The sequence below is a fragment of the Clostridia bacterium genome, assembly GCA_035561135.1.
Lineage (GTDB): Bacteria > Acidobacteriota > Terriglobia > Terriglobales > Acidobacteriaceae > DATMYA01.
The window spans coordinates 101,248-123,895 of record DATMYA010000023.1; the positions used below are offsets into that span (position 1 = coordinate 101,248).

Annotated in this window: 18 protein-coding genes; 3 read left to right on the forward strand and 15 right to left on the reverse strand. The window is 57.4% G+C overall.

Annotation, left to right across the window (positions count from 1 at the left end):
- Window positions 1–62: 62 nt before the first annotated feature.
- The 10 genes from VN622_06620 to VN622_06665 form a co-directional block, all read right to left on the reverse strand.
- Window positions 63–962, reverse strand: a complete 900-nt coding sequence (locus tag VN622_06620; GenBank protein HWR35527.1) for an MqnA/MqnD/SBP family protein — start codon at window positions 960–962, stop codon at window positions 63–65.
- A 136-nt stretch (window positions 963–1,098) separates the two neighbouring features.
- Window positions 1,099–1,668 carry a biotin transporter BioY gene (locus tag VN622_06625; GenBank protein ID HWR35528.1) on the reverse strand — a complete coding sequence of 190 codons (570 nt, stop codon included), beginning with the start codon at window positions 1,666–1,668 and terminating at the stop codon, window positions 1,099–1,101.
- 388 nt (window positions 1,669–2,056) lie between these two features.
- Entirely contained in the window at window positions 2,057–3,397 is a 1,341-nt protein-coding gene (locus VN622_06630) for a Xaa-Pro peptidase family protein (protein ID HWR35529.1), read from the reverse strand.
- A gap of 78 nt (window positions 3,398–3,475) precedes the next feature.
- Window positions 3,476–3,997, reverse strand: coding sequence for an SRPBCC domain-containing protein (locus VN622_06635; GenBank protein HWR35530.1), 522 nt, complete (start codon window positions 3,995–3,997; stop codon window positions 3,476–3,478).
- Window positions 3,998–4,056: 59 nt separating this feature from the next.
- Window positions 4,057–5,628: a cellulose synthase family protein gene (locus VN622_06640; GenBank protein ID HWR35531.1), complete on the reverse strand. Its 1,572-nt coding sequence runs from the start codon at window positions 5,626–5,628 to the stop codon at window positions 4,057–4,059.
- Window positions 5,629–5,871: 243 nt separating this feature from the next.
- Complete coding sequence (locus VN622_06645) at window positions 5,872–6,123, reverse strand: hypothetical protein (GenBank protein ID HWR35532.1); 252 nt, start codon at window positions 6,121–6,123, stop codon at window positions 5,872–5,874.
- 59 nt (window positions 6,124–6,182) lie between these two features.
- On the reverse strand, window positions 6,183–7,229 hold the full coding sequence (mqnC, locus tag VN622_06650; GenBank protein HWR35533.1) for a cyclic dehypoxanthinyl futalosine synthase: 1,047 nt from the start codon (window positions 7,227–7,229) through the stop codon (window positions 6,183–6,185).
- Window positions 7,230–7,381: 152 nt separating this feature from the next.
- Window positions 7,382–7,846 (reverse strand): helix-hairpin-helix domain-containing protein, encoded by a 465-nt coding sequence (locus VN622_06655; protein HWR35534.1) that lies wholly within the window; start codon window positions 7,844–7,846, stop codon window positions 7,382–7,384.
- A 4-nt stretch (window positions 7,847–7,850) separates the two neighbouring features.
- Window positions 7,851–8,564, reverse strand: a complete 714-nt coding sequence (locus VN622_06660) for a VTT domain-containing protein (protein ID HWR35535.1) — start codon at window positions 8,562–8,564, stop codon at window positions 7,851–7,853.
- 134 nt (window positions 8,565–8,698) lie between these two features.
- Window positions 8,699–9,520, reverse strand: a complete 822-nt coding sequence (locus tag VN622_06665) for a menaquinone biosynthesis protein (protein ID HWR35536.1) — start codon at window positions 9,518–9,520, stop codon at window positions 8,699–8,701.
- Between the two features lie 124 nt (window positions 9,521–9,644).
- Here VN622_06665 and dprA point away from each other — a divergent pair, with 124 nt between their 5' ends.
- The 3 genes from dprA (at window position 9,645) to VN622_06680 (ending at window position 15,184) form a co-directional block, all read left to right on the forward strand.
- On the forward strand, window positions 9,645–10,820 hold the full coding sequence (gene dprA, locus VN622_06670) for a DNA-processing protein DprA (GenBank protein ID HWR35537.1): 1,176 nt from the start codon (window positions 9,645–9,647) through the stop codon (window positions 10,818–10,820).
- A 262-nt stretch (window positions 10,821–11,082) separates the two neighbouring features.
- Entirely contained in the window at window positions 11,083–13,641 is a 2,559-nt protein-coding gene (gene topA / locus VN622_06675; protein ID HWR35538.1) for a type I DNA topoisomerase, read from the forward strand.
- Window positions 13,642–13,933: 292 nt separating this feature from the next.
- Window positions 13,934–15,184 carry a hypothetical protein gene (locus VN622_06680; GenBank protein HWR35539.1) on the forward strand — a complete coding sequence of 417 codons (1,251 nt, stop codon included), beginning with the start codon at window positions 13,934–13,936 and terminating at the stop codon, window positions 15,182–15,184.
- A 363-nt stretch (window positions 15,185–15,547) separates the two neighbouring features.
- Here the strand turns inward: VN622_06680 and VN622_06685 are convergent, their stop codons facing one another.
- The 5 genes from VN622_06685 to VN622_06705 all read right to left on the reverse strand — a co-directional run bounded on the left by VN622_06685 (window position 15,548) and on the right by VN622_06705 (window position 22,382).
- On the reverse strand, window positions 15,548–16,324 hold the full coding sequence (locus VN622_06685; GenBank protein ID HWR35540.1) for an ATP-binding cassette domain-containing protein: 777 nt from the start codon (window positions 16,322–16,324) through the stop codon (window positions 15,548–15,550).
- A gap of 67 nt (window positions 16,325–16,391) precedes the next feature.
- Window positions 16,392–17,174, reverse strand: coding sequence for an ABC transporter permease (locus tag VN622_06690; protein ID HWR35541.1), 783 nt, complete (start codon window positions 17,172–17,174; stop codon window positions 16,392–16,394).
- A 116-nt stretch (window positions 17,175–17,290) separates the two neighbouring features.
- Window positions 17,291–18,727: a sigma-54 dependent transcriptional regulator gene (locus VN622_06695; protein HWR35542.1), complete on the reverse strand. Its 1,437-nt coding sequence runs from the start codon at window positions 18,725–18,727 to the stop codon at window positions 17,291–17,293.
- On the reverse strand, window positions 18,720–21,539 hold the full coding sequence (locus VN622_06700) for an ATP-binding protein (GenBank protein HWR35543.1): 2,820 nt from the start codon (window positions 21,537–21,539) through the stop codon (window positions 18,720–18,722). Before VN622_06700 ends, VN622_06695 begins: the two co-directional genes overlap by 8 nt.
- 264 nt (window positions 21,540–21,803) lie before the next feature.
- A complete protein-coding gene (locus tag VN622_06705; GenBank protein ID HWR35544.1) occupies window positions 21,804–22,382 on the reverse strand; it encodes an NADH-quinone oxidoreductase subunit B family protein in 579 nt (192 codons plus the stop codon).
- Window positions 22,383–22,648 lie beyond the last annotated feature (266 nt).

A 22,648-nucleotide genomic window follows, 5' to 3' on the forward strand; every position in this document is an offset into this window, starting at 1 on the left:
GTTCTCCATTGGCGTATCTGCCCTACAGGCCGCTGCCCGGTGGCCTTCGATTTTCTGGACGCTTATCGCGTCCCTTTGGAAGCGCTGCTGGATGCCTGCATATTTTCCGGGACATCCACCCAGTCCATCTTCGGTTCCAGTGGAATGATGCCTTTTTCGTGGCCCATGTTCAGTAGAAGGCCGACCGCTTCGCGTCCGTCCGCACCGTAATCCAGCGTGCGCTCGTTCACGTACATGCCGACAAACTTGTCGGCCGACTGCGTGTCGAGGTCACGAGCGAACTGCATTGCGTACTGCAACGCTTCTTCACGGTTGTCCAGCGCGTACTGGATGCTGTCGCGCAGGGCAATGCAGACCTTCTGCATAACGTCAGTCCCAAGCTCGCGCTTGATGGCGTTGCCGCCCAGCGGCAGTGGCAAGCCCGTGAGCTCGCGCCACCACTTACCCATGTCGAGGATGCGGTTCAGTCCGCTCTTGGCGTACGTGAGCTGCCCTTCGTGGATGATCAACCCAGCTTCGTAACGGCCTTCCAGCACCTGCGGAATGATCTGGTCGAAGGGAACGACTTCCGTCTGCACTTCCGGCGCAAAAAGCTTCAGCGCGAGATATGCGGTTGTCAGCTTGCCCGGCACGGCAATTTTGACGTCCTTGATCTCATCAACCGTGAAGTTCTTGCTCGACACGATCATCGGACCGTAGCCGTCGCCGACGCTGCCGCCGCTCGGCATCATTGCGTACCTGTCTTGCAGATACGGATACGAATGGAACGAAATAGCTGTGACGTCGTAGTACGCTTCGTCAATCGCCTTCTGGTTCAGCGTCTCGATGTCGCACAGCGTGTGCGTGAACTTGAAGCCAGGCACACGAACCTTATTCGTCGCCAGACCATAGAACATGAACGCATCATCCGAATCCGGACTGTGCGCAACTTTGATTTCTTTCACTGACTTACTGCTACTCATAGGTCCTTTAGGTCTGAGCGACCAGGAGGCGGTAACTCCAGCTTACAGTCGATCGGTGCTCCGGGGATTTGCCGCGATTACAAAATTGAAAGAGCAGCCGGCGCATAGCAACCGGCTGCTCTGATTTTCGCACGTTTTACTTCGACCGTGTATTGAACTTCATCGCCAGCCCGGCGGCCGACGTTACCTTCATGATTTCGCCGAAGATGAATGGGTACAGGCCAAAACCCACAGCGACCGGTGCCGGCGTCCCGGTCAGAATCATCAGCCAGCTCACCCCAGCCGCAAACAGTACAAGTTCAGCCGCACAAGCAGCCAACAGCTTGCCGCTGAAAGACTTGCGGCCGTGCTCCGCGACCCAGCCGGCCACAAATGCCGCCACGGGATAACCGATAAGATATCCGCCGGTTGGACCGAGCAACTGCGCCAGCCCGCCCGGACCCGCCGGACTGAATACCGGCATGCCTGCGGCACCCTGCGCCAGATACAGCGCCGCGGCTGCAAAGCCGCGCTTGCTGCCCAGCAACAGGCCCACCGCGAGAACAGCGAAGTTCGCCAGCGTCAAAGGTACCGGCGTAAAAGGAAGGGGCACGCTGATGCGCGCGCAGATCGCAATCGCAAGGCTCGCGCCAACAACGATTGCAGTTTGCTTTGTCAGGACCAGCGAGCGGTCCGCAAGATTGCCGTAAGTCGCAGCTTTCGCCATTTACAACTTCCTGGTAGTAGATTTCCGAACGACTCGTCTAACACTGCCGCGGGGCCGCCGTTTACGACGCTGGCGTCTTCGGTCCCCGTGTCAGGTGATCATGCCTGTGCTGATGGTGCCCATCGACTGGGTTCGACAAATGGCGTTTCACCCGAACATAGAAGGCGATTGCCACACCGGCCAGAGCCAACGTGCACAGTACCAATATTACAAATAGCACTTTAATGATCACAGGTGTCTAGCATACCAAATCCCAGGCAAAACCCAATGTGCGTTATGCCTGCCAAAGTGCGTTCTCGCGTCACGAGCCTTCGTGACCAACAACTTAACCGTCCATCTGACGCGCTCATCCGAGGTTCCGTCATTTCAACGAGGAGGTGCACGGACTTCACCTCTCCATCGCTGCTTCGATCTCATCCGCCGTGTGCGGCAGATCGGCCGTCAAGTTCACAAGCTTGCCGTCCGGACCAACGAGAACGATATTTTCAATGCGCACGCCAAGCTTTTCTTCCGGGATGTAGATGCCCGGCTCGATGGTGAACACCATTCCTGTCGACAAGGGCCCGCGACCCGGGTCATGCACTTCCAGTCCGACGTTGTGCCCCAGGCCATGTATGAAGTATTTGCCAAGAGGCTGCCCGTGTAGATCCTTGCCGTGCGTGTTGATGTAGTCGTATGCAGTCTTGTAGAGCGATTCCGGGCTGTTGCCGGTCAGAACGGATTTGCCGGCCACGAACGCGTCCATCACGGCGCGCTGCGCGCCCAGTACGATGTCGTAGATCTCGCGCTGACGGGGTGTGAACTTGCCGTTCGCAGGTGCAGTACGCGTGATGTCCGAGGCGTACATGGAATACTCGCCCGCCACGTCCATGACGACGAGATCGCCATCGTCGATCGTCTTCGAATTGTCGGCGTAGTGCAGCACCGTGGAGTTGATTCCGGACCCCACGATGGGAGCATAGGCCGGGCGCTCGCATCCACGTTTCATGAACTCGTACTGCATCAGCCCAGAAATCTGTAGCTCGGTAACGCCGGGCTTGATTGCCTTCAACGCCGCCAGGTGCGCGGCCTTCGAAGCCTCGGTCGCCTTGCGAATGCGCTCCTGCTCTCCGGCGTCCTTGACGGCACGCATCTCCGCGAGCAGGGCCTTGACGTCCTGCACGGAGCCGTAGTTCGGGAACGTGTTCGCCCTGCGCAGCCATTCCAAGGGAATTGTCGCTGGCGAGTTTTCACCCGCCTCCGCCAGGTCGGTCAGCACCAGCGCACGCGGTTGCGGCAGCACCTTCACCAGTTCGTCGCGCAGTTTGTCGAGGACTTCAACGCGTGCGAAGCCTGCAATCTCGCTGGCGCGCGAGTTCTCCGGACCGAGCGTCGGCCCAGTCCACTTCTCCTGGGAGACGTTGTGGGCGGGCAGGAAGAGAATCTCCGTGTACGGACGAGCGGGATGCTCAGGCGTAGCGGCCACTTCCGGCGCGATGACCAGCGCGGCACCGGGCTCGGCCCATCCCGACAGGTAGAAAAAGTTATTGTCCTGGCGGAAGCCGTGCAGCGAGCCCTCAGACTCAGTTGCGGCGAACATCAACACCACTGCGCCTTTTGTCCTGCTCGCCAGCGCCATGCGCCGCGCGCGGTAATCGGAATTCGGCTGTCGGTCCAGCGCAAGCGTGGTGGTCGACATCAGCACAATGAGTGCAAACACAGAAAGTGAATATCGTTTTCGGATAGGCATGGAATGCTCCACACGTTGGACGGCGCGGAGTGCGAATCGTAACAATCTGCGCGCTCTCAATTCCACGTGTTTTCAACGCTAGTCCTGCGTCTCGGCCCGGGCCTTTAGCGCGTTGTTCATCTCGCGATAGCCGCGCGCGTTATCGACAAGCGCGATGTTCTTCCACATTGGCACAACGAGGATTCCACTGAAGCGCTCGCTCTGCGTCAGGCGAGTGTGCGTGGCGTCCAGAGCCTCTAGCTCGAACCGCTGCTCCCGGTCGAGGATTCCTGGCAGCACCACACGTCGCGTCCAGCGCATCTGCCGGTTCGCCTGCACAACGCGGATCCGCGCGGTGTAACTGACGGCGTTGGAATCCTGCCCGAGCGTAATCCGAACCTTCTCTCCTTGGCGCGCCTGCCCTTCTACGCGCATATAGGGATTCCAATACGGATACGAATTGAAATCCGTCAGAAGCTGCCAGACACGATCGGCGGGCGCATTGATTTCAGTGGAGGCGAGGAAGGATCGAACCTGGTGGTAGGGACTAAACCACCAGATCCCATAGACAAGCGCGAACATCAACAGCACCAGGGCAAGCCGAATGATGACTTTGCGCATGAGGTTCCAGGTACGAAGTCAAATTGACAAATTAAAAACCCAATCGCATGAAGATTGCCCTACACGCCCACCGGGAACGGCTTCACGTGCTCTTCCGAACTCGGCACAGCGCGTCCCATCAGCGTATCGAACCTGCCTTGCAACAGCGACATCAATCCCGTGTACCAGTATCCAAGCACAAACAACAGGAGAAACGGCACCGTGATGTAGTTCTCGTTCGAAATGGCGTACCAGCACGCGGCTGCAAAGTACGTTCCGATCAACAGTTCGATCCACGGTATCAGTCCCAGGCGCTTACGATACTTTTTCGCGGCAGCGCTCGTCTGTCCTTTTGCTTGCACGCGGTATTTTGGCGTGCGCGCAAACGCCGTCTGGTGGCCCATCAGAGCCTCCAACACAGCCTTAGAATTTGTGATGGTCAGACCGATGCCGAGCGCCATGAGGAACGGCAGATAGAGGAATGTTTTGTACCACCTACCGGGAAAAAGTTCTTTCTGCGAAACCAGGTAGAAGCTGGAGATGGAGAACGTCGATGCCATGAACAGCGGCAGATCGATGTACAGCATCTGGAACCAGCCCTGGTAGAAGCGGATGATCATCGCGGGCAGGAGCAGTACGCTGAGAATGATCATCAGTGGATAGCTCAGGTTTGCCGTCAGGTGATACCAGGCTTCCACCTTCTCGCGCTTCGAAACCGGCGAGTTCAGCACCTTCGGTAAATCTTTGATCGCGCACTGGATGAGGCCCTTCGCCCAGCGTGCCTGCTGAGTTTTGAAGGCTGTCATCTCGATCGGCAGCTCCGCCGGACACTCCACGTCTTGCAGATACTTAAAGCGCCAGCCCTTCAGTTGTGAGCGATAGCTGAGATCGGTGTCTTCCGTCAGCGTATCGTGCTCCCAGCCGCCAGCGTCGTCGATTGCCTGCTTGCGCCACATTCCGGCCGTGCCGTTGAAATTGAAGAACACACCCTTGCGCGAGCGTCCGCCATGTTCGAGCACAAAGTGACCGTCAAGCAGAATAGCTTCCACGTTCGTCAGGAACGAGTAGTCGCGGTTCAGGTGTGTCCAGCGCGTCTGCACCATTCCGATGTTGGGCTCGGCAAAGTGGTGAATCACGCGCATGATCCAGTCGGCTGGCGGCGTGAAGTCCGCGTCGAAGATGGCGACGAACTCGCCTTTAGATGTTTTCAATCCATTATCGAGTGCGCCCGCTTTGTAGCCATAGCGATCCGTACGGTGGATGTACACGATCGGGTGCCCCATCGCCGCGTAGCGTTCGACCACGTCGCGCGCCACCTCAACCGTCTCGTCCGTCGAGTCGTCCAGCACCTGTATCTCAAGCCGGTCGCGGGGATACTCCATTTTGCAGATGGAGTCCACAAGGCGGTCCACCACGAACTGCTCGTTGAAGATCGGCAGTTGAATGGTGACGCGCGGCAACTCAGCGAAGCGGCTTGGCGGCTCCGTCGCTTTCTTCTTGCGATTGCGGTAGTACATCCAGACGAGCTGGTACCGATGGAATCCGTATGCCGCAAGAATAATCAGGACGATGAAGTACGGAATCAGCAATGCCAGGTCAAAACCATTCGCCTGGTATAGCCCCTTGAAACTCTGATTCGTTTGCCTGTTCAAAAATTGCACAAACGCGTTTTGACGCGGCTGTAAGAGCGCGAAGGCGAAGGACATCCAGCAGGAAAGCAGAAGAATACTCCAGCCGAGCAGAATAAACGGGCAAACCGCCACCCAAAACAATTGATTGTACCCGATAGAGGCTGGCGCACCGACAGAATCCTAGGCGAGCCGGCTTGGGCTTACACTGGAAGTGGCGATTTAAGATCGAGAGAATCTGAGGGTGTCGCGGTTGCCATGTGTTCGCTAGCGCGGGGCCTCGAACACGGTCAGCACGATGTAGCCGAGCAGCGCATAGAAAATCGCGTTGGCCGCGAATATGTACTCGGTCGCATTCACGCTGCGGCGAATGGCTTCTGGCAAGGCGTTCCTCACAACCCACGCTCCGGGGATGGTGAGTGTCTCCAGCATGTCCGGCAAACTGATTACCTGGGCAGCGTACCCGAGCGTGAACGTCACGCCTATGCCGATCAAGACGGACAGCAGCAGCTTTTGCACGGTAGACCTTCGTGCGAACCCGATTTGATCACCGGGTGAGGCATGCGGCAGTCTCACATCTAGTTCAAAAAATATTTCGTGTACAGCGTGTCTCTTTGAGCCGGACGGAACCCCGCATCTCGAATGATGCGTCTAAGTTCCTCCTCGGTTGTACAGTTCGTTACTCCAGCCGAACGAACCACGTTTTCTTCGATCATGACCGAGCCAACGTCATTGCCACCAAAGTGGAGTCCCATCTGGCAAACCTTCAGCCCCTGCGTCACCCAGCTGGCTTGCACATTGGGAAAATTCGACAGGAAAACACGGGAGATCGCCAATGTTTTCAAGTACTCGACGGCAGTAGCCTCATCCCAGCCGCGTCCACCCAACGCCGTGTGCTTGGGCTGGAACGACCAGGGGATGAATGCCGTAAACCCACCGGTTTCTTCCTGCAGGTTGTAGATGTGCTGGAAGTGGTTGATGCGGTGCTCGAATGTCTCGCCGACCCCGAACATCATCGTCGCTGTCGTTTTCATGCCCAGTTTGTGGGCCGTGCGATGCACAAGCATCCAGTCTTCGGTCAGGCACTTCAGCCGCGCCACCTTCTGCCGCACTTCGTCGTCAAGAATCTCGGCACCGCCGCCAGGGATCGACTCCAACCCAGCATCGCGCAGACGCCGGATCGTGTCCTCGACGCTCAATGCACTGTATTCGGCAATAGCAAGGATCTCCGACGCTGAAAAGCAATGCAGGTGTACCTGCGGAAAGCGCTGCTTGATGCCGCTCAACATCCGCTCGAAGTAGTCGATCTTCAGATCGGGGTGCAGTCCGCCCTGCATCAGCACGCCGGTACCACCCAACTCGACCGTCTCGCGCACCTTTTCGTAAATGGTATCGAAATCGAGAATGTATCCCTCGTCCGCGAGCTTTCCCTTCAGAGGACGATAGAAGGCGCAAAACGAGCAGTACTCGGTGCAGTAGTTTGTGTAATTAATATTGCGGTCGATGATGTAGCTGACCACGCCTTCCGGATGGAGACGGCGGCGCACGGCATCAGCTTCCATCCCGATGCCAATCAGGTCATCGGAACGAAACATGTCAAGAGCTTGTTCTTTCGTTAGCGGCATGGCCTCACTAGACGGGCCTTACGAGGCGCGAAGGAACCGTCACACTTCCAAGTGAACGATTGTAATCGCGAATCAACCCCCAATCCAAGTTCGCGTCGGATGAATGCCACAAAGAACAGGGCGGCACGTAGCCGCCCTGCGTAACCGGTCCATTAGGGTTTCTTTTCGCCTGGCATGGGAGACTTTGATTTCGTGGCCTTTGCGGTAGTCTTCGGACCGTGCTTCGCCACGATTTGATCTTTGATCGAATCGTACGTGCTCTGCGGGACGATGCTCTTCGTTACCAGATCGGTCTTTGCACGATACGGACGGCCGTCAATGATCTTCTTCGAATAAGCTTCGCCGACACCGGGCAGAGCGTCGAGTTGTTCCTTAGTCGCGGTGTTGATGTCCAGCTTTTCGCTCTTTCCGGACGTTTTGCCGGCGGCGTGCTTGGCGGTGTCGGCAGTCGCGCCGGCAGCATCCTTCGTCGATTCGGCGGCCTCATTTTGCGCCTTCTTCGCCTGGTGCTCGGCCTTCGTGCTTGTTGTCGATGTCTGGCTGGTTTGCGCTGTCGCAGGCAGTATGAAAACGGCGAACGCCAGCAGTGTTCCCAGTGCGAGTTTCTGTAGGTTCATCGGTTTAACTCCTCTTTTGTTTGGGATGCTCGGCCAGAGGAACTCGTGTTACGAAATCCGTGTTGCGCAATCTATTCAGTTCGTCATCCGGCAGCGCTGATGCTGCTTGTTCCCTGCGCCGCCGCCGATGCCGCAAGTACAGTAGAAGCCCGGTGACTCCGCCCACTACCGCGAGTCCGACAAGCGTCCACAGTGCAGGCTTGTAGTACTTTCCGAAGAAACTGAAGATGTGCCGCCCGTAATGCGCAGCTACCCACGCTACCAGCGTGAAGCGCAACAACCGGCCCGTAGTAAGCGCCGTCAGAAATTTGTGTCGCGGATATTGCAACGCACCGGCAGTTGCCAGAAACGGCACCATTGGTACCGGCGGCGGCGCTATCGCGCCAAGGAACACGGACCAGAATCCCCAGCGCTCAAACACGCGGTAAGCACGCTCCGCCTGCTTCCGCTTGAACTTCTTCTCGACAGCTTCCTTGCCTCCCTTGCGTGCAATCCGGTAAGTGACGTAGCCGCCGAGGACGGAACCTGCCGTTGCCATCAGCGCGTAATACCACCAAAGATCACGCCGGGCTGCACTCAGCACAATTGTGAGTGCGTCCATGCTGCCCGGAAGGGGAACGACGGAACTATCGAGCAAACCGAGAATAATGAATGCAAAGCCACCAAGTTTCTGGACCAGTTTCCAGCCTGATAGCCACGCCAGCAAAGAGAAAGACATAGAGGAACGAAAGCTCTTCCTCTTAGAAGCAAATTCTTGATAAAGGGTTCTGCTCCTGGAGATTTATGCAGAGTAGAAAGAGGGCTGGTTGGAAATGAGGATGTGATAAACAATCTGATCTTACAGGACTTGCTTCACAGCAATCTGAAATCCGGCACCCGGTCAATCACTCCGCATTCAGCCGCATAGTGGAAATACAGTTTCATACCTTCGGTGCAATCCTCGTCGAGATAGTAGTGGATGCTCTCCGTAAGGTAGCTCTCGATCGATGCCCGCGACAAACCGAGCCGGCTCGACCACTCTTCCGCCGTCGTGCGAACGTTCTCGCGCTGAAGGCCGTGGTCGCGGGAGCGCTGGAAGATTTTCGCAAGCGGAAGTTGCGCACACATCTCTTGCAGTGCCGCTCTGCGCACCGCCCAGAATGCGAACACGAAGGGTTTCCCCGTTTTCTGGCTCCAGACCTCCGCCAAGTCGTAAGCGTAGTAACCGGTCGTGCTCGCCATCAGTGCCGGATCGCCAATGAGCAATGCAGCGTCGCAGCGTTCGAGCATCGGCCCGAGTTTTGGTTCCATAGGAAACATCTCGCGCCGCCCGCCGAACCAGTTTGTTAGCAGCACCTGCGTCAATGCTACAGAGGTTCGCGATGACGTATCGATCGCGACCGTCGTGATTTGCTCGATCGGCACTTTGCTGATCAGCAGAATCGAGCGAACCGGGCCCTTTGCCGCGATAGCAATGTCAGGAATGATCACCAGATCGGGTATCTGCGCGTACGTTATTACCGGAACGATGCCGATATCTGCTGAGCCCTCCTGCAGAGCGCGCGCACAGGCCGACGGCACCGTGTACTGCACTTCGAAATTGTTGCTCAGTTCCGGCGAGGGCTCGTGCTCGAAGTCCCACATGAGCGGAGCCGTATTCAAAAACGAGATGGCGGAGATACGAAGAGAGCGCATGAGAAGTTTTTAAGATGAATCCCGCAACAACTTACCTTCAGATTCTACACGCAATCGCCGACGGCATCCTTGACAACGTTTTTATGCGGCGTGTACAGTCCGCACTTCCTCGGAGAATCAGAAGATGTCCTCGGCCCCGTCCTCCTTAGACGTATCTGCACTCGATCTGCAGTGGTTGGCGCTGTCACTCACTCCATCGCTCGGCCCCACGCGCTCCAGACGTTTGCTGGAACGCTTCGGAGCGATTGACCAGATTTTTCGCGCCTCGCTCACTGAACTCGAAGCCGCCGGATTGCAGGCCGTCGCTGCGCAGGCCATCGCGCTGGGCGAGTCCGTGCGCGCCGCCGAATCGGAAGTGGCAAAAGCAGCTGCCGCAGGCGCGCGCGTCCTGACCCCTGCATCGCCGGAGTTCCCCCTGACCTTGCAGGAGATCTACGATCCTCCACTTGCGCTGTTCGTTACCGGAGCGGTGGAAACACTTACCCGGCCGGGCATTGCCGTGGTCGGAACGCGCCACCCTACCCCCTACGGGCTGGGGATGGCCGAGCGACTCTCCTGCGACCTTGCGGCCCGTGGGCTCATCATATTTAGTGGAATGGCTCGCGGGGTAGACTCCGCCGCCCACCGCGGAGCGGTCAACGCGGGCGGCCGGACGGTAGCCGTTTTCGGCACTGGCGTAGACGTTCTCTACCCGCGCGAGAATCGCAAGCTCGCCGAACAGATCGTCGCGAACGGCGGGGCTCTCGTCAGCGAATTCCCGATGGGCACGACCCCACAGCCGCACAATTTTCCCATTCGCAATCGCATCATCAGCGGGATTTCGTCCGGAGTGCTGGTGGTGGAAGCGGGTGAGTACAGCGGCACGCGTATCACGGCGCGTTGTGCTCTGGAACAATCCCGCGAGGTCTTCGCTGTTCCTGGAAACGTGACCAACAAACTTTCGTGGGGACCCAACACGCTGATCAAGCAGGGTGCCAAGCTGGTCGCCACCTGGGAAGACGTCTGGGAGGAGTTGCCGACGCAGATACGCCTTCTTCTGAAGCCGCCAGCAACAGACGAAGCAGAGCGTTCGGAGGAAACGGTCACCGCACCGCTCTTCGATCAGTCGGCAAACCTGTCGCCGAACGAGAAGAAGGTATTCGCCGTAATCAAAGCAGATGAATCGATCCACATAGACGAAATCGTAGAGAGATTCGACTCGCAGCTCTCGTCGTCCGACATCTTCTCTGCCCTCTTTGAGTTGGAAATGTCCGGTAAAATCCGCCAGATGCCGGGGAAGAACTACGTGCGATGCTTCTGAAGCTTCTCAGCTGCTGAGCTACTACGTAAAAGAATCCTCGGCGCTTGAGGGGCAACTGCGGGAAGTAGGGCGGATGTTGGCCGCCCTGAATCGAATGATCAGACCACCCGTTTCCGTGCCCCGGCGCCGCAGTTTGTCGGCTCAGTAGATTAGCTGCTATTCAGGTTGCGGGCTTAGCAACTCAGTAGCTACTAACCCCAGTTGGGCATTTTCCGACTTCCGTGCTAGTTTCATGGCAGTCGCAGAGTACGAAGAGGTTCCATTGTCTAAAGGTCTAGTCATCGTCGAGTCGCCAGCAAAGGCCAAGACGATCCAGAAATATCTCGGGAACGACTTTGAAGTCGAAGCTTCGCTCGGTCATATCAAAGACCTGCCGAAGAAGGGCCTCGGTGTCGATATCGAAAACGACTTCGAAACCGAGTACATCGTTATTCCCGGCAAAGAGAAGGTTGTTGCCCGGCTGAAGAAGCTAGCCAAAGGCGTCGACGCCATCTATCTCGCGCCTGATCCCGATCGAGAGGGCGAAGCTATTGCCGCTCATCTTTCGCAGGAACTCGGCGGCGACGGCAGCGGCACCAAGAAGAGGAAGAACGGCGACCAGGCAATCCACCGCGTCACCTTCAACGAGATCACGAAGAAAGCCGTACAGGACGCGTTCCTGCATCCGCGTGAGATCGATTGGAATCTTGTGGATGCGCAACAGACGCGCCGCGTTCTCGACCGTATTGTCGGATTCCAGGTGTCGCCGCTGCTGTGGGACAAGGTGCGCCGCGGGCTTTCAGCCGGACGCGTACAGACTGTTGCTCTCCGCCTCATCGTCGAGCGCGAGCGTGAGATCAAGGCCTTCGATAAGAAGGAATACTGGACGATTGACGCGCACCTGACCACCGGCAAACCGCCTGCGTTCGATGCCCGATTCATCGGCATCGACAGCGAGAAGACGGAAGTCGCGAACCAGGAACAGGCCGACGCGATCGTCGCGGCGCTGCACGAAGCGCAGTGGGTTGTTCGCTCCGTAGACAAGCGCGAGCGACGTCGCAATCCGGTTCCGCCGTTTACGACCAGTAAGTTCCAGCAGGACGCCTCGCGCAAGCTCGGCATGTCGGTCAAGCGCGCCATGATGGTTGCGCAGCGACTCTACGAAGGTGTCGAGCTCGGCGAAGAGGGTACCGTCGGCCTCATCACCTACATGCGTACCGACTCGCCTCGCGTCTCCAACGACGCATTGGCCGAAGTACGCCAGCTCGTCGGCTCGCAGTTTGGCCGGGAGTTCCTGCCCGAACAGCCCAACGAGTACAAGTCGAAGAAGGGCGCGCAGGAAGCGCACGAAGCGATTCGTCCCACCTCCGTTTCACGACATCCGGACGATGTGAAAAAGTATCTGCACGAGGATGAGTACAAGGTTTACAAGCTCATCTGGCAGCGTTTTGTCGCATCACAGATGAACGCCGCGGTGTTCGATCAGACCACGGTGGAAATTGACGCCAACGCCAGCAACGGCCAAGTCTTCCAATATCGTGTCACGGGCTCCGTGCTCAAGTTCGAAGGCTTCCTCAAGGTTTACGAGGAATCCAAAGACACGAAGGACGACGAAGACGAGGCGCTGAAGAATAAGTTGCCGGCAATGGAGCAGGGCCAGAATCTCACCCTCAGGGAGCTTAAGCCGGAGCAGCACTTTACCGAACCTCCGCCTCGCTTCAATGAAGCTTCTCTCGTCAAGGAACTGGAAGAGCGCGGCATCGGACGCCCGTCAACGTACGCTGCCATTCTCACCACCATCCAGGAGCGCCAGTACGTGCAGAAGACGCCCGGAAGGGGCGGCAAGTTCTTCCCCACCGAGATCGGCATGGTCGTGACCGACCTGTTGGTCGAGAACCTGAAAGACATCTTCGACCCCACGTTCACGGCGCGCATGGAAGAAGAATTGGACGAGATTGAAGACGGCCAGAAGAAGTGGACCGAGGCTCTCAGCGAGTTCTATGGCAAGTTCGAGAAGGATCTCTCCTACGCTGAAAAGCACATGGAGAACATCAAGCGCATGGAGAAGCCCACGGACGAGAAGTGCGAGCGTTGCGGCTCGCCGCTGGTTATAAAGTGGGGCAAACACGGATCCTTCTTTGCATGTAGCACCTATGACAAGAAGGACCCCAACTCCTGCACCTTCACGAAAGAGAACCCGATTGATCTTCCAGACCTCGACACGGCCGACGTGCAGGAGACTTCGCAAGAGGAGTATTGCGAGAACTGCGGCCGCCCGATGGTTCTGAAGCGTGGACGCTTCGGGCAGTTCATGGCTTGCACCGGGTATCCCGAGTGCAAGACGACGCGCCGCCTCGATCAGGCGAAGAAAATTCCCGATGTTCCGCTCGATGAGAAATGTCCGCAGTGCGGCACGCGGAACCTGGTCGTGCGCCACGGGCGCTACGGCGAGTTCACGTCGTGCAGCGGTTATCCGGATTGCAAGTACGTGAAGCAGAATTTTATCGGCATGAAGTGTCCGAAGTGCAACGAAGGCGAGCTGGTCGAAAAGAAGGCGCGCACTCGCGGCAACATCTTCTACGGCTGCTCGAACTATCCGAACTGCGACTTCACTTCGGCCTACAAGCCGATTCCCGAGCCGTGTCCGCAGTGCGGCAGTCCGTACCTGCTGGAGAAGTATCTGAAGAGCGGCAACGTCATCGTTTGTCCCAACAACAGGAAGACGGCGGATGCGGACGAAAAGCCGAAGCGGCGCAGCAAGAAAGCCGCTGCCGAGGAAGCGCCAACCGTGAAGTGCGACTACTCGCGTCCCGCTCCCGAGAAACCTGAGCCGGTCGTATAAACGAGCTCAATCCTTGCCCAAAAAGCCTCTGGGTACCCCGGAGGCTTTTGCTTTGTATGTTACTTTCACGTTTATTTTTAATTGATTGATGACAAATAATTTACCAATCACCTAACCCACTCTTGCCCGAGGCGCTTTCGGCAGACGCCAGCCCGCGTGGTCTGCGAATCGCGCAGATTCTGTTTTCCGAGTGAGAAACATCTACCTACCCTGACCACTCCGCTCCCACGGATTGCATCCACACAATCCAGCAGCACTGAATGCTGCACCTTCTGTTGGAGGCTGCCCGCCCATGAACGCAGTTGTCATACCCATCTCTGCTCCGCAACGACTTGAAGATCTAGGTGTGCGACGGAGCATTCTGGAAGAACTGGCCCTGAAGATCATCTATCTCGCCGGCGAGATATCAATGGTCGATCTCGCGGACCTCATGCGTCTGAGCACTGTGGCGGCCGAGCAGCTATTCATTCGCCTCCGCAAAGAGCACCTGGTGGAAGTGACCGGCATGTTGGCCGGCGTGCAACACCGCTTCGTCACGACCTCCGGCGGCAAGACCCGGGCGCAGGAACTGTTGCGCTTGAGCCAGTACGCCGGACCCGCGCCGGTATCGCTCGCCGACTACAGCGCCCGTGTGCAGGCGCAAACGATTCGCGAAATGGACATAACGCCTGAGGACGTGCATCGCGCGTTTTCCGATCTCGTATTGGAGAAGCACGTCCTCAAGCAGCTCGGTACAGCAGCGGTTTCGGGACGGACGGTCTTCCTTTACGGCCCCACGGGAACGGGCAAGACCAGTGTTGCGGAGAGCTTCGCACGTCTTTTCGAATCCAATCGCATCCTCGTCCCCCACGCGATCGAAGTTGACGGCCAGATCATCACCGTCTTTGATCCCGTACTGCACAAACCAATACCAGAGGTCGACAAGCACACGACCGACCGGCGATGGGTTTGCTGCGAGCGTCCGAAGATGACGGTCGGCGGCGAATTGACGCTGGAGATGCTCGACCTTCAGTACCATGACACGCTCAAGTACTACACTGCCCCGGTGCAGATGAAGGCAAACAACGGCCTGCTGGTCATCGACGATTTCGGCCGCCAACGCATGCAACCATCTCAACTGCTCAACCGGTGGGTCGTACCGCTGGAGCGTCGCGTGGATTACCTCACACTCGCGGGCGGCAGCAAGATCGACATACCTTTCGATGTATTCGTAATCCTTGCCACCAACATCAATCCGGCGGAACTTATGGATGACGCCTTCCTGCGCCGCATACAGACGAAGATCAAGCTGGATTGTGTCAGCCGCGAGCAGTTCGCGGAGATATTCCGCCGCGTATGCGAGAGCGCTGACATGCAGCCCGACGCAAGCGTCATCGAAGGCGCAGCTTCTGAGATCACGCAGAAATATCAGCAGCCGCTGCGTCCCTGCCACCCTCGCGACATCGTGCAGCAGATATGCTGGGAAGCGAAGTACGAAGGTCGCCAGGCGCGGCTCGACATCGAAGCTGTCCAGCAGGCCTGCAAAAACTATTTTGTCGGCTAGGCATCGCAGGCAGCGAACGAAGTTCTCTGCGCGATGCGTTAAAAGAGGTCCGCAAATACCAAAAGAATTGCGCGGGGAGTCATCCCTCCGCAGTTTCGCCGACAAAGTCATTCGAAAAGTGTGTGTCACCCTGAGGTCGCGCTGCGTTTTTCGCGGCCGAAGGATCTGCTTGTTCCTACCAGCAGCACAACAGCGGATCCTTCGCTTCGCTCAGGATCACTCGTAGGTCAAGGATGACTCTGGTTTCCGCGTGCACCGTCAGCCAACGGTCTGCAATTTGTTGTTACGCGAGACTGTTCTGCCCACAGCCCGCGACTCTCGATCCATGACTCACTGCTGACCACCGGCAACTGGCGTCTGCTCCTAAGACAGGTATTCGCGAATGTACTCGTCTTGCGAGTGCACGATATCGGCGGCGGTTCCTTCGAATACTTTCTTTCCGTCGCGTAGGACCATGAAGTTGGTGTGCAGGTTTCGCGCCGAGTTTTCCGGGATCGGTTCCATGCTATTGGTCGCGGGATTGAACACGTGTGTAGCCATGGTGAACGCGTCCTGCAAGCGATGCGTCACGAGCAACGCGCTCGTTTTGTAAACGTCTCGCTGCTTGATCAGCAACTCCACGATCGTCGTCGAAGTCACCGGGTCCAGGCCGGCCGTCGGCGAGTCATATAGCAGCACTTCCGGCTGCGTGATGATGGCGCGAGCGATAGCCACGCGGCGTCGCATACCACCGGAAAGCTCGCTCGGGAACATGTCCACCGTGTGCTCCAATTCGACGAACCTCAGCACCTCTAATACGCGCGCCTGCACTTCTTCATAAGGAACATGCTCTTCAAGCAGGCGGTAACCAACGTTCTGCTCCACCGTCAAGGAATCGAAAAGCGCGCTCTCCTGGAACACCATGCCTATCTTTCGCCGAAGCTCGAAAAGCTCCTCTTCCTTCATGCTCGTCACTTCATAGCCGAGTACAAAAATGCGACCGCTGTCAGGCCGCACCAGCCCGAGCGCCAGCTTTAAGATCAGCGTCTTGCCGGAACCTGCCACTCCCAGCAGTACCTTGGTCTCGCCTCGCGCCAGGGTGAACGACAGGCAATCGAGCACCTGGCGATCTTCGAAGGCGATGGAAACGTCTTCGAACACAATGGTTTTGTGGCTATCACTTGTTAGGCTAACCGGTGGTGCGGATGTGAAAATTTCGGTCGCCATATCAGCGCAATGGGAAGATCGCCATCAGGAAGCGCGTCACGAAGAAGTCTACTGTCAGGATAAGCACGCTCGCGGCAACCACCGCTTGGGTCGTCGCGCGGCCTACACCCTGAGTACCGCCCTTGGCGGTTAGCCCGTAGAAGCAGCCGATGGTCGCAATGATGAAGCCGAATATCACGGGTTTCACAAGTCCCATCACTACATCTTCGAACGTTAACGACCGCCACGCTATCGTCCAGTATTGATTGAAATCGAGGCGCAGCAGCACCGTTGCAATCATCGAACCACCGGCCAGTCCGACCAGGTCGGAGATGATGCTTAAGAAGAAAAGCATTACGACCGTTGAGATCACGCGCGGCGTGACCAGTTTCTTTGTCGGGTCGGTACCGAGCGCGCGCATCGCATCGATCTGCTCGGTCACCTTCATCGAACCCAACTCTGAAGCCATGCCGCTCGAGTTGCGCCCGGCAACCATCAGTCCCGTCAGCACCGGACCCAACTCGCGCACCATCGAAAGCGAAACCAGTTGGCCAGTGAACGAGAGTGCTCCGAAATACGCCAACGAATTTGCCGATTGCAACGCTAGCACCGCGCCGGTGAAAAAACCGGTCAGGATGACGATCGGCAGAGAGCCTACGCCGATGAGATCGGCCTGCTGTAGCGTGTCTCCCACGTAGCGCGGATGACCGAAAATATTACTGAGCGACCGCCATGCCAGGATTGCGTACTCCTGTATGGCCATCACCTTCTCTTTAGCAAAATTAGTTGGCGAGAAAAGGTCCATGCTTTGCGACGAGTGCCTCTGGAGACGAGTGCGAGTGCCAACGAACTATATCAAACGCGGGCAGTGAGCGACCAGCGACACTTCCGGCGGACCTGAAGGCAAAAACCGCGCTGAAATCACTCCCGCGCAGCCTTCTTCTTTACTTCGATGCTAAGGCGTTTGATCTTCTGGTTCAGCGTCGATAGCGGTATACGGAAGCGCTCCGCTGCCTCTGTCTGGTTCCAGTTACACTTTTCCAGCATGTCGCTAATAATGCGGCGCTCGCAATCCTCGAGGATGTCGAAGAGGGAAGCGTCCATCGCCATGCCGAGCATAGGGAAGGTCGCGCTGCGGCCCGTGACATTGTCCGGCAGCAGGTCGGGCGTGATCGTCTGGCCGGAGGACAGAACGACGGCGCGCTCAATCACATTCTCCAGTTCGCGCACGTTGCCCGGCCAGTTGTAGTCCATGAGCGGTCGCAGAGCTTCCGGACTAAAGCCGCTCACAGCCCTGTCATTCTCCTTCGAAAACTTCTGCAGGAAAAACTCCGCCAATAGCGGAATGTCTTCCTTGCGGCTGCGCAGAGGCGGCAGGTCGATACTTATTACGTTCAGGCGATAGAAAAGGTCCTCGCGGAACTTCCCTTCCTTTACGGATTGCCGCAGATCAACGTTTGTCGCCGCGATGATCCGGACATCTACTTGCATTTCCTGCACGCCGCCCAGATGCATGAATTTGCGGTCTTGCAGCACGCGCAGTATCTTTGCCTGAGTCTCCATCGACATCGTGCCTATCTCGTCGAGGAACAGAGTGCCCTTGTCGGCCATTTCGAAAAGGCCCTTTTTGCTGGCGATGGCGGAAGTGAACGCGCCTTTCACGTGGCCGAAGAGCGTTGATTCCAGCAGGTCAGTCGGCATCGATCCGGTGTTCACGGGTATAAACGGCCTGTCCTTGCGCGGCGAGTTCATGTGCAGCGCCTTAGCAATCAGCTCCTTGCCCGTGCCGCTCTCGCCCTGAAGAAGAATCGTGGAACGCGATGGGGCCACCTGCTGCACCAGGTCGAAGATGCGAAGCATGGCCTCGCCCTTACCCACGATGTTCGTGAAGTTGTAGCGTTGCTTAAGCGCGCGCTTCAGCTGAATGTTTTCTTCTTCAGCCCGGCGGCGGCCGACAGCGCCGCGCACGTCCGCCAGCAGTTTCTCGTTATCCCACGGCTTCTGGATGAAGTTGGTTGCGCCCGCCTGCATTGCGTTCACGGCGTTCTCCACCGTGCCGTAAGCGGTGATCATGATGACCGAGAGCTGCGAATCTCGCTCGCGAATGTCCTTCAGGATTTCCAGCCCATTGTGATCGGGCAGCGCAAAATCCAGCAGCACCAGGTCGAACGGGCGAGTCGCTATCTGGTTCAGACCGTCTTCGCCATCCACCGCGGTCTGAACCGTGTAGCCTTCCAACTCCAGTAATGTCTGGAGCGATTCCCTGATCGACTCTTCATCGTCGATGATGAGGATAGAGCCCGCGCTTTCGAATTCCGGCGTTCCTGCAACGCGCCGAGCTACCGCGACTTCAAACATTGACCGCCTTTCTCATCATGGGGAATTCCATGAAGAACCTGGTGCCCTGTCCAGGCTTGCTTTCCACGCGAATCTTGCCAGCGTGTTCCTGGATGATCCCGTACGTCACCGATAGTCCCAGCCCCGCGCCGCCGCTGGCGCCCTGCTTTGGGCGACCCTTCGTTGTGAAGAACGGATCGTAAATTCTGTGAATGTGTTCCTGCGCAATGCCGCTGCCGGTATCGAACACGGCAACGTGAACGGCGCGGCCATTCGAGGTGCTTACGGTCAGGGTGCCGCCGGCCGGCATGGCATCTTTCGCGTTCAGGAAAAGGTTCAGGAACACCTGCTGCAGCTTGCCTGGGTTTCCGAGAATCGGCGGAAGCTCGGGAGCCAGTTCGCCATGAACCTTGATCCCCGCGACCTTGAACTGGTGTTCAAGCAGCGCGAGCGTATCGTGAATGATTCGGTTCAGGTCGACGGCGCTGAACTCGGTGCCGCTCGTACGAGAAAAGTTCAGCAGGTTGTTGACGATCTCCGAGGCGCGGAAGGTCTGCTGCGTAATCTTGTCCAGAAGGGCAGAGCGTTTCTCGTCGCCCTTCAACTGCTTCGTCAGCATCTGCGCATAGCTGGAGATTACGGCCAATGGCGTATTGACTTCGTGCGCCACGCCCGCCGCCAGCAGTCCGATGGACGACATCTTGTCCGCCTGCGAGAGCTGAGCTTCCAACTCGATGCGTTCCGTGATGTCGTCAACGATAATCAAGCGGCCTATGACTTTGAAGTCCTTCGCAACCAGTGGTGCAATGGCCACATTGACCGTGCGCGTATCGCCCACGGTCGTGCCCAGGCGGAACTTGTAAAGATTGTGCACACCCGGATTCTGGCGCACACGGTAGAACTCCTCGCAGAAGGAGACCGGCAGAACTTCGCTGATCGGCTTCATCAACGCATCCACGCGCGGCAGCGCGTACATCACTTCCATTTGCGAGTTCCACGACTCAATGCGGTCGTCCAGATCGACAGCAAATACGCCGACGCTGATGGATTCAACAATGTTCTCGTTGAACTCCTTCAGGCGTTCGTACTGCTGGGCTTTCTGCTCCAGCGAGGCGTAGAGCCGCGCATTTTGCAAGGCGATGCCGATATATCCGGCCACCGTTTCCAGCAGCTCCACATCTTCACTGGAGAGGAAGTCGCCTTGTGAAGTCTTTCCGAGACCCAGCATCGCGATCGTGCGGTTCATCACCGTACACGGGATGTAGTAATTCAGGTCGAGACGGCCGATCGCTTCCTGCGCGCTGGGCGACTCTCGCACTGCCTGGTGCGTATTGTCGAAGAAGATGTGCCCGGCCGAGTATTCGGGCCGTTCGGCGGTCATAAACGCCAGGTCCAGACCGCTCGTTTGTGAAATACCGAACGACTTGGCCAGCGTGAAGCGCTCTTCGGCATCGGCCAGGAAGATCGCAATACGATCCACCAGCAGCGTCCGCGAAATGCGGTCAATGATGGCCGTCAGCATCTTGTCGAGATCGGTCTCCGAGTTCAGGTCGCGTCCGAACTCGATCAGCGTTTTCCGGTAGTCATAGCGCTTGCGATAAAAAAACTTGTCGAGCCGGTCCTGAATCCAGTTCTTGACCGGATCGAAAAGCAATGCCGTCACGACAATTGCGGCAATCAGGCCGACAGGCCCGGCCGCAGGAAAACTTTTATGAAACAGTTCAGCTGTGCCACCGACGGCGGCAAAGTACACGCCTGCGATCGCGGCGGCGGCGATCGTGTAGGCCATGCCGCGCTTAAAGATCAGGTCAACATCCATTAACCGATAGCGGAAGATGGCGTAGCCGAACGTCAGCGGCAGGAACACCAGCGACAGCACGCTGATTTTCATCGCCAGCGTCGGCACGCTGCCGTTCAGGTACGGGATGACATAGAAGGCAGTGAACGGCAACACCGCAAGAAGCGTGCCGCGCGTCACCCACTTCATCTGCTGGCGCAGAATCGGCGTACCCGCGTGGCGATAGCTATGTAAAAGCACTCCGGCCGCCAGCACGAAGAACGACGCCAGATAGAGCATCTGCAGGCGATCCATGTTCCAGCGCAGAATCTCACTCGGCGCGAACACGTTGATGACCAACAGGTGCAGCGTGAGCAGCAGCAGCGCCGGAACGTATACCGCGGGAACGATCCAGCGGTGGCGCTTCACGATTGCTTTCACCTCAGGGAACGTGAGCGCAAAGTGCAGGAACATCGCTGGCTGCAGCACCCAGGCCGTCACATTGGACCAGTAAACGATCCAGTCGAACTGGTTCAGCTTCCCCGTAAAATGGAACGAGTAGAAGACGAAGGAAACAAGGCAGAATAGATAGAAGTGCGTGGATTTTGGGGCGGTCCAGCGTCGGAGCAGCACGTAGAGGCCAATCCCCAGATAAATCAGCGCGATGAACCGAAGTCCGAGGTTCATCGACTTATCGGCCGGTGCGAGAATGAGCGGCGCTTCAACCGGGACAGAGTTGCGGAGTAGTGAATACGTCGCTTTGGACCAGATGCCGGTGCGGTACATCTGCCGCGTGATGCCAGCGCTGTTCGCTACATTCACGCCGTTGACGGCCACGAGCACGTCCCCGCGCTTGATGCCTGCCTTTTCGCCCGGACCGTCCGGATCTACGCGTTGCGCATGTACTCTGTCGTTCTGCTCTACCCACCAGACGCCGTCATACGGAGCTTCGTACTGGTGCTCCTTGTTGTAGTTGATCCACGCAAAGCTGACAGCAGAAACCGTGAGAACGGCGAGGAGCAAGGCCGAGAACCGAATTTGGAAGTCTTTCGTCATCTGCCTGCGCGGTGGACGCTGCTGTGGAATTCGCGTAGAAGTCGGCGACTCCCCACTGCTGTTGAGCAAGTCTGATGCCACCGCACCTTGAGTCATACAAGCCGCTAAGTCCTGCGTACTTCTGAAGATTTACAAGTATATATGCCGAATGCCGAATGCATATATTGTTTTTAATATACGTCTTCTAATTTATGTATCCGCGTACGAGCCCCACAAAAAAGCACAGCCGATCGGCTGTGCTGATTCATTCTTCTTTCCCTCAGGTCAGGCGCGGTCGGAATATTCCTTCGGCTGAAGCGTCTGCGCGACCATCACCTGGCGCTTGAAGCTCTCGACCATGTCTTCGTTCAGCCGGACTTCGGTAGGCCGCTTGGCAATGGACATTGTGTCGATTTTGTCCTGCAGTTTAAGCAACGCGTAGAACAGGTTTTCCGGACGCGGAGGGCATCCCACCACATAGACGTCGACGGGCACGATGCGGTCCACGCCTTGCAGCGTCGCATACGTGTTGAACGGTCCACCAACCGAGGCGCATGCGCCCATGGAGATAACCCACTTAGGATCGGGCATCTGGTCGTAAATGCGCTTGACCACCGGAGCCATTTTTAGGGTAACGGTTCCTGCAACGATCATCAGATCGCTGTGGCGTGGGCTCGGACGGAAAACTTCCGATCCGAAACGGGCGATATCAAACCGTGCCGTGGAGGCGGCGATCATCTCGATGGCGCAGCAGGCAAGGCCGAATGTCATAGGCCAAATAGAGGATTTGCGAGCCCAGCTGAATACGTAGTCTACCGTAGTGGTAATGAAGTTTTTTTCGAATCGGTTCTCTATCCAGCCCATCGATACCTCGCTCGGGAACGTAACCGTGTAGTTTCTCAAAGCCACAAACGTTGCGGCTGTGATGCCTGTCACAGGCGTATCCAATGGCGTATTTGGGAAGTTTAGGCCGCCCGCGAGAGGGTGTCAAACCGCGACAGAAGCTCACGTTTGCGTACTCACCTCCCGTAAGCTGCGGCATTCGAAGGTTCAGGGTTGCGGCATACTCTGTCCACAGTTGCGGCATCTAGAGTGGGATTACCATTCACTCCTGCACGCCTCGCGGGCGT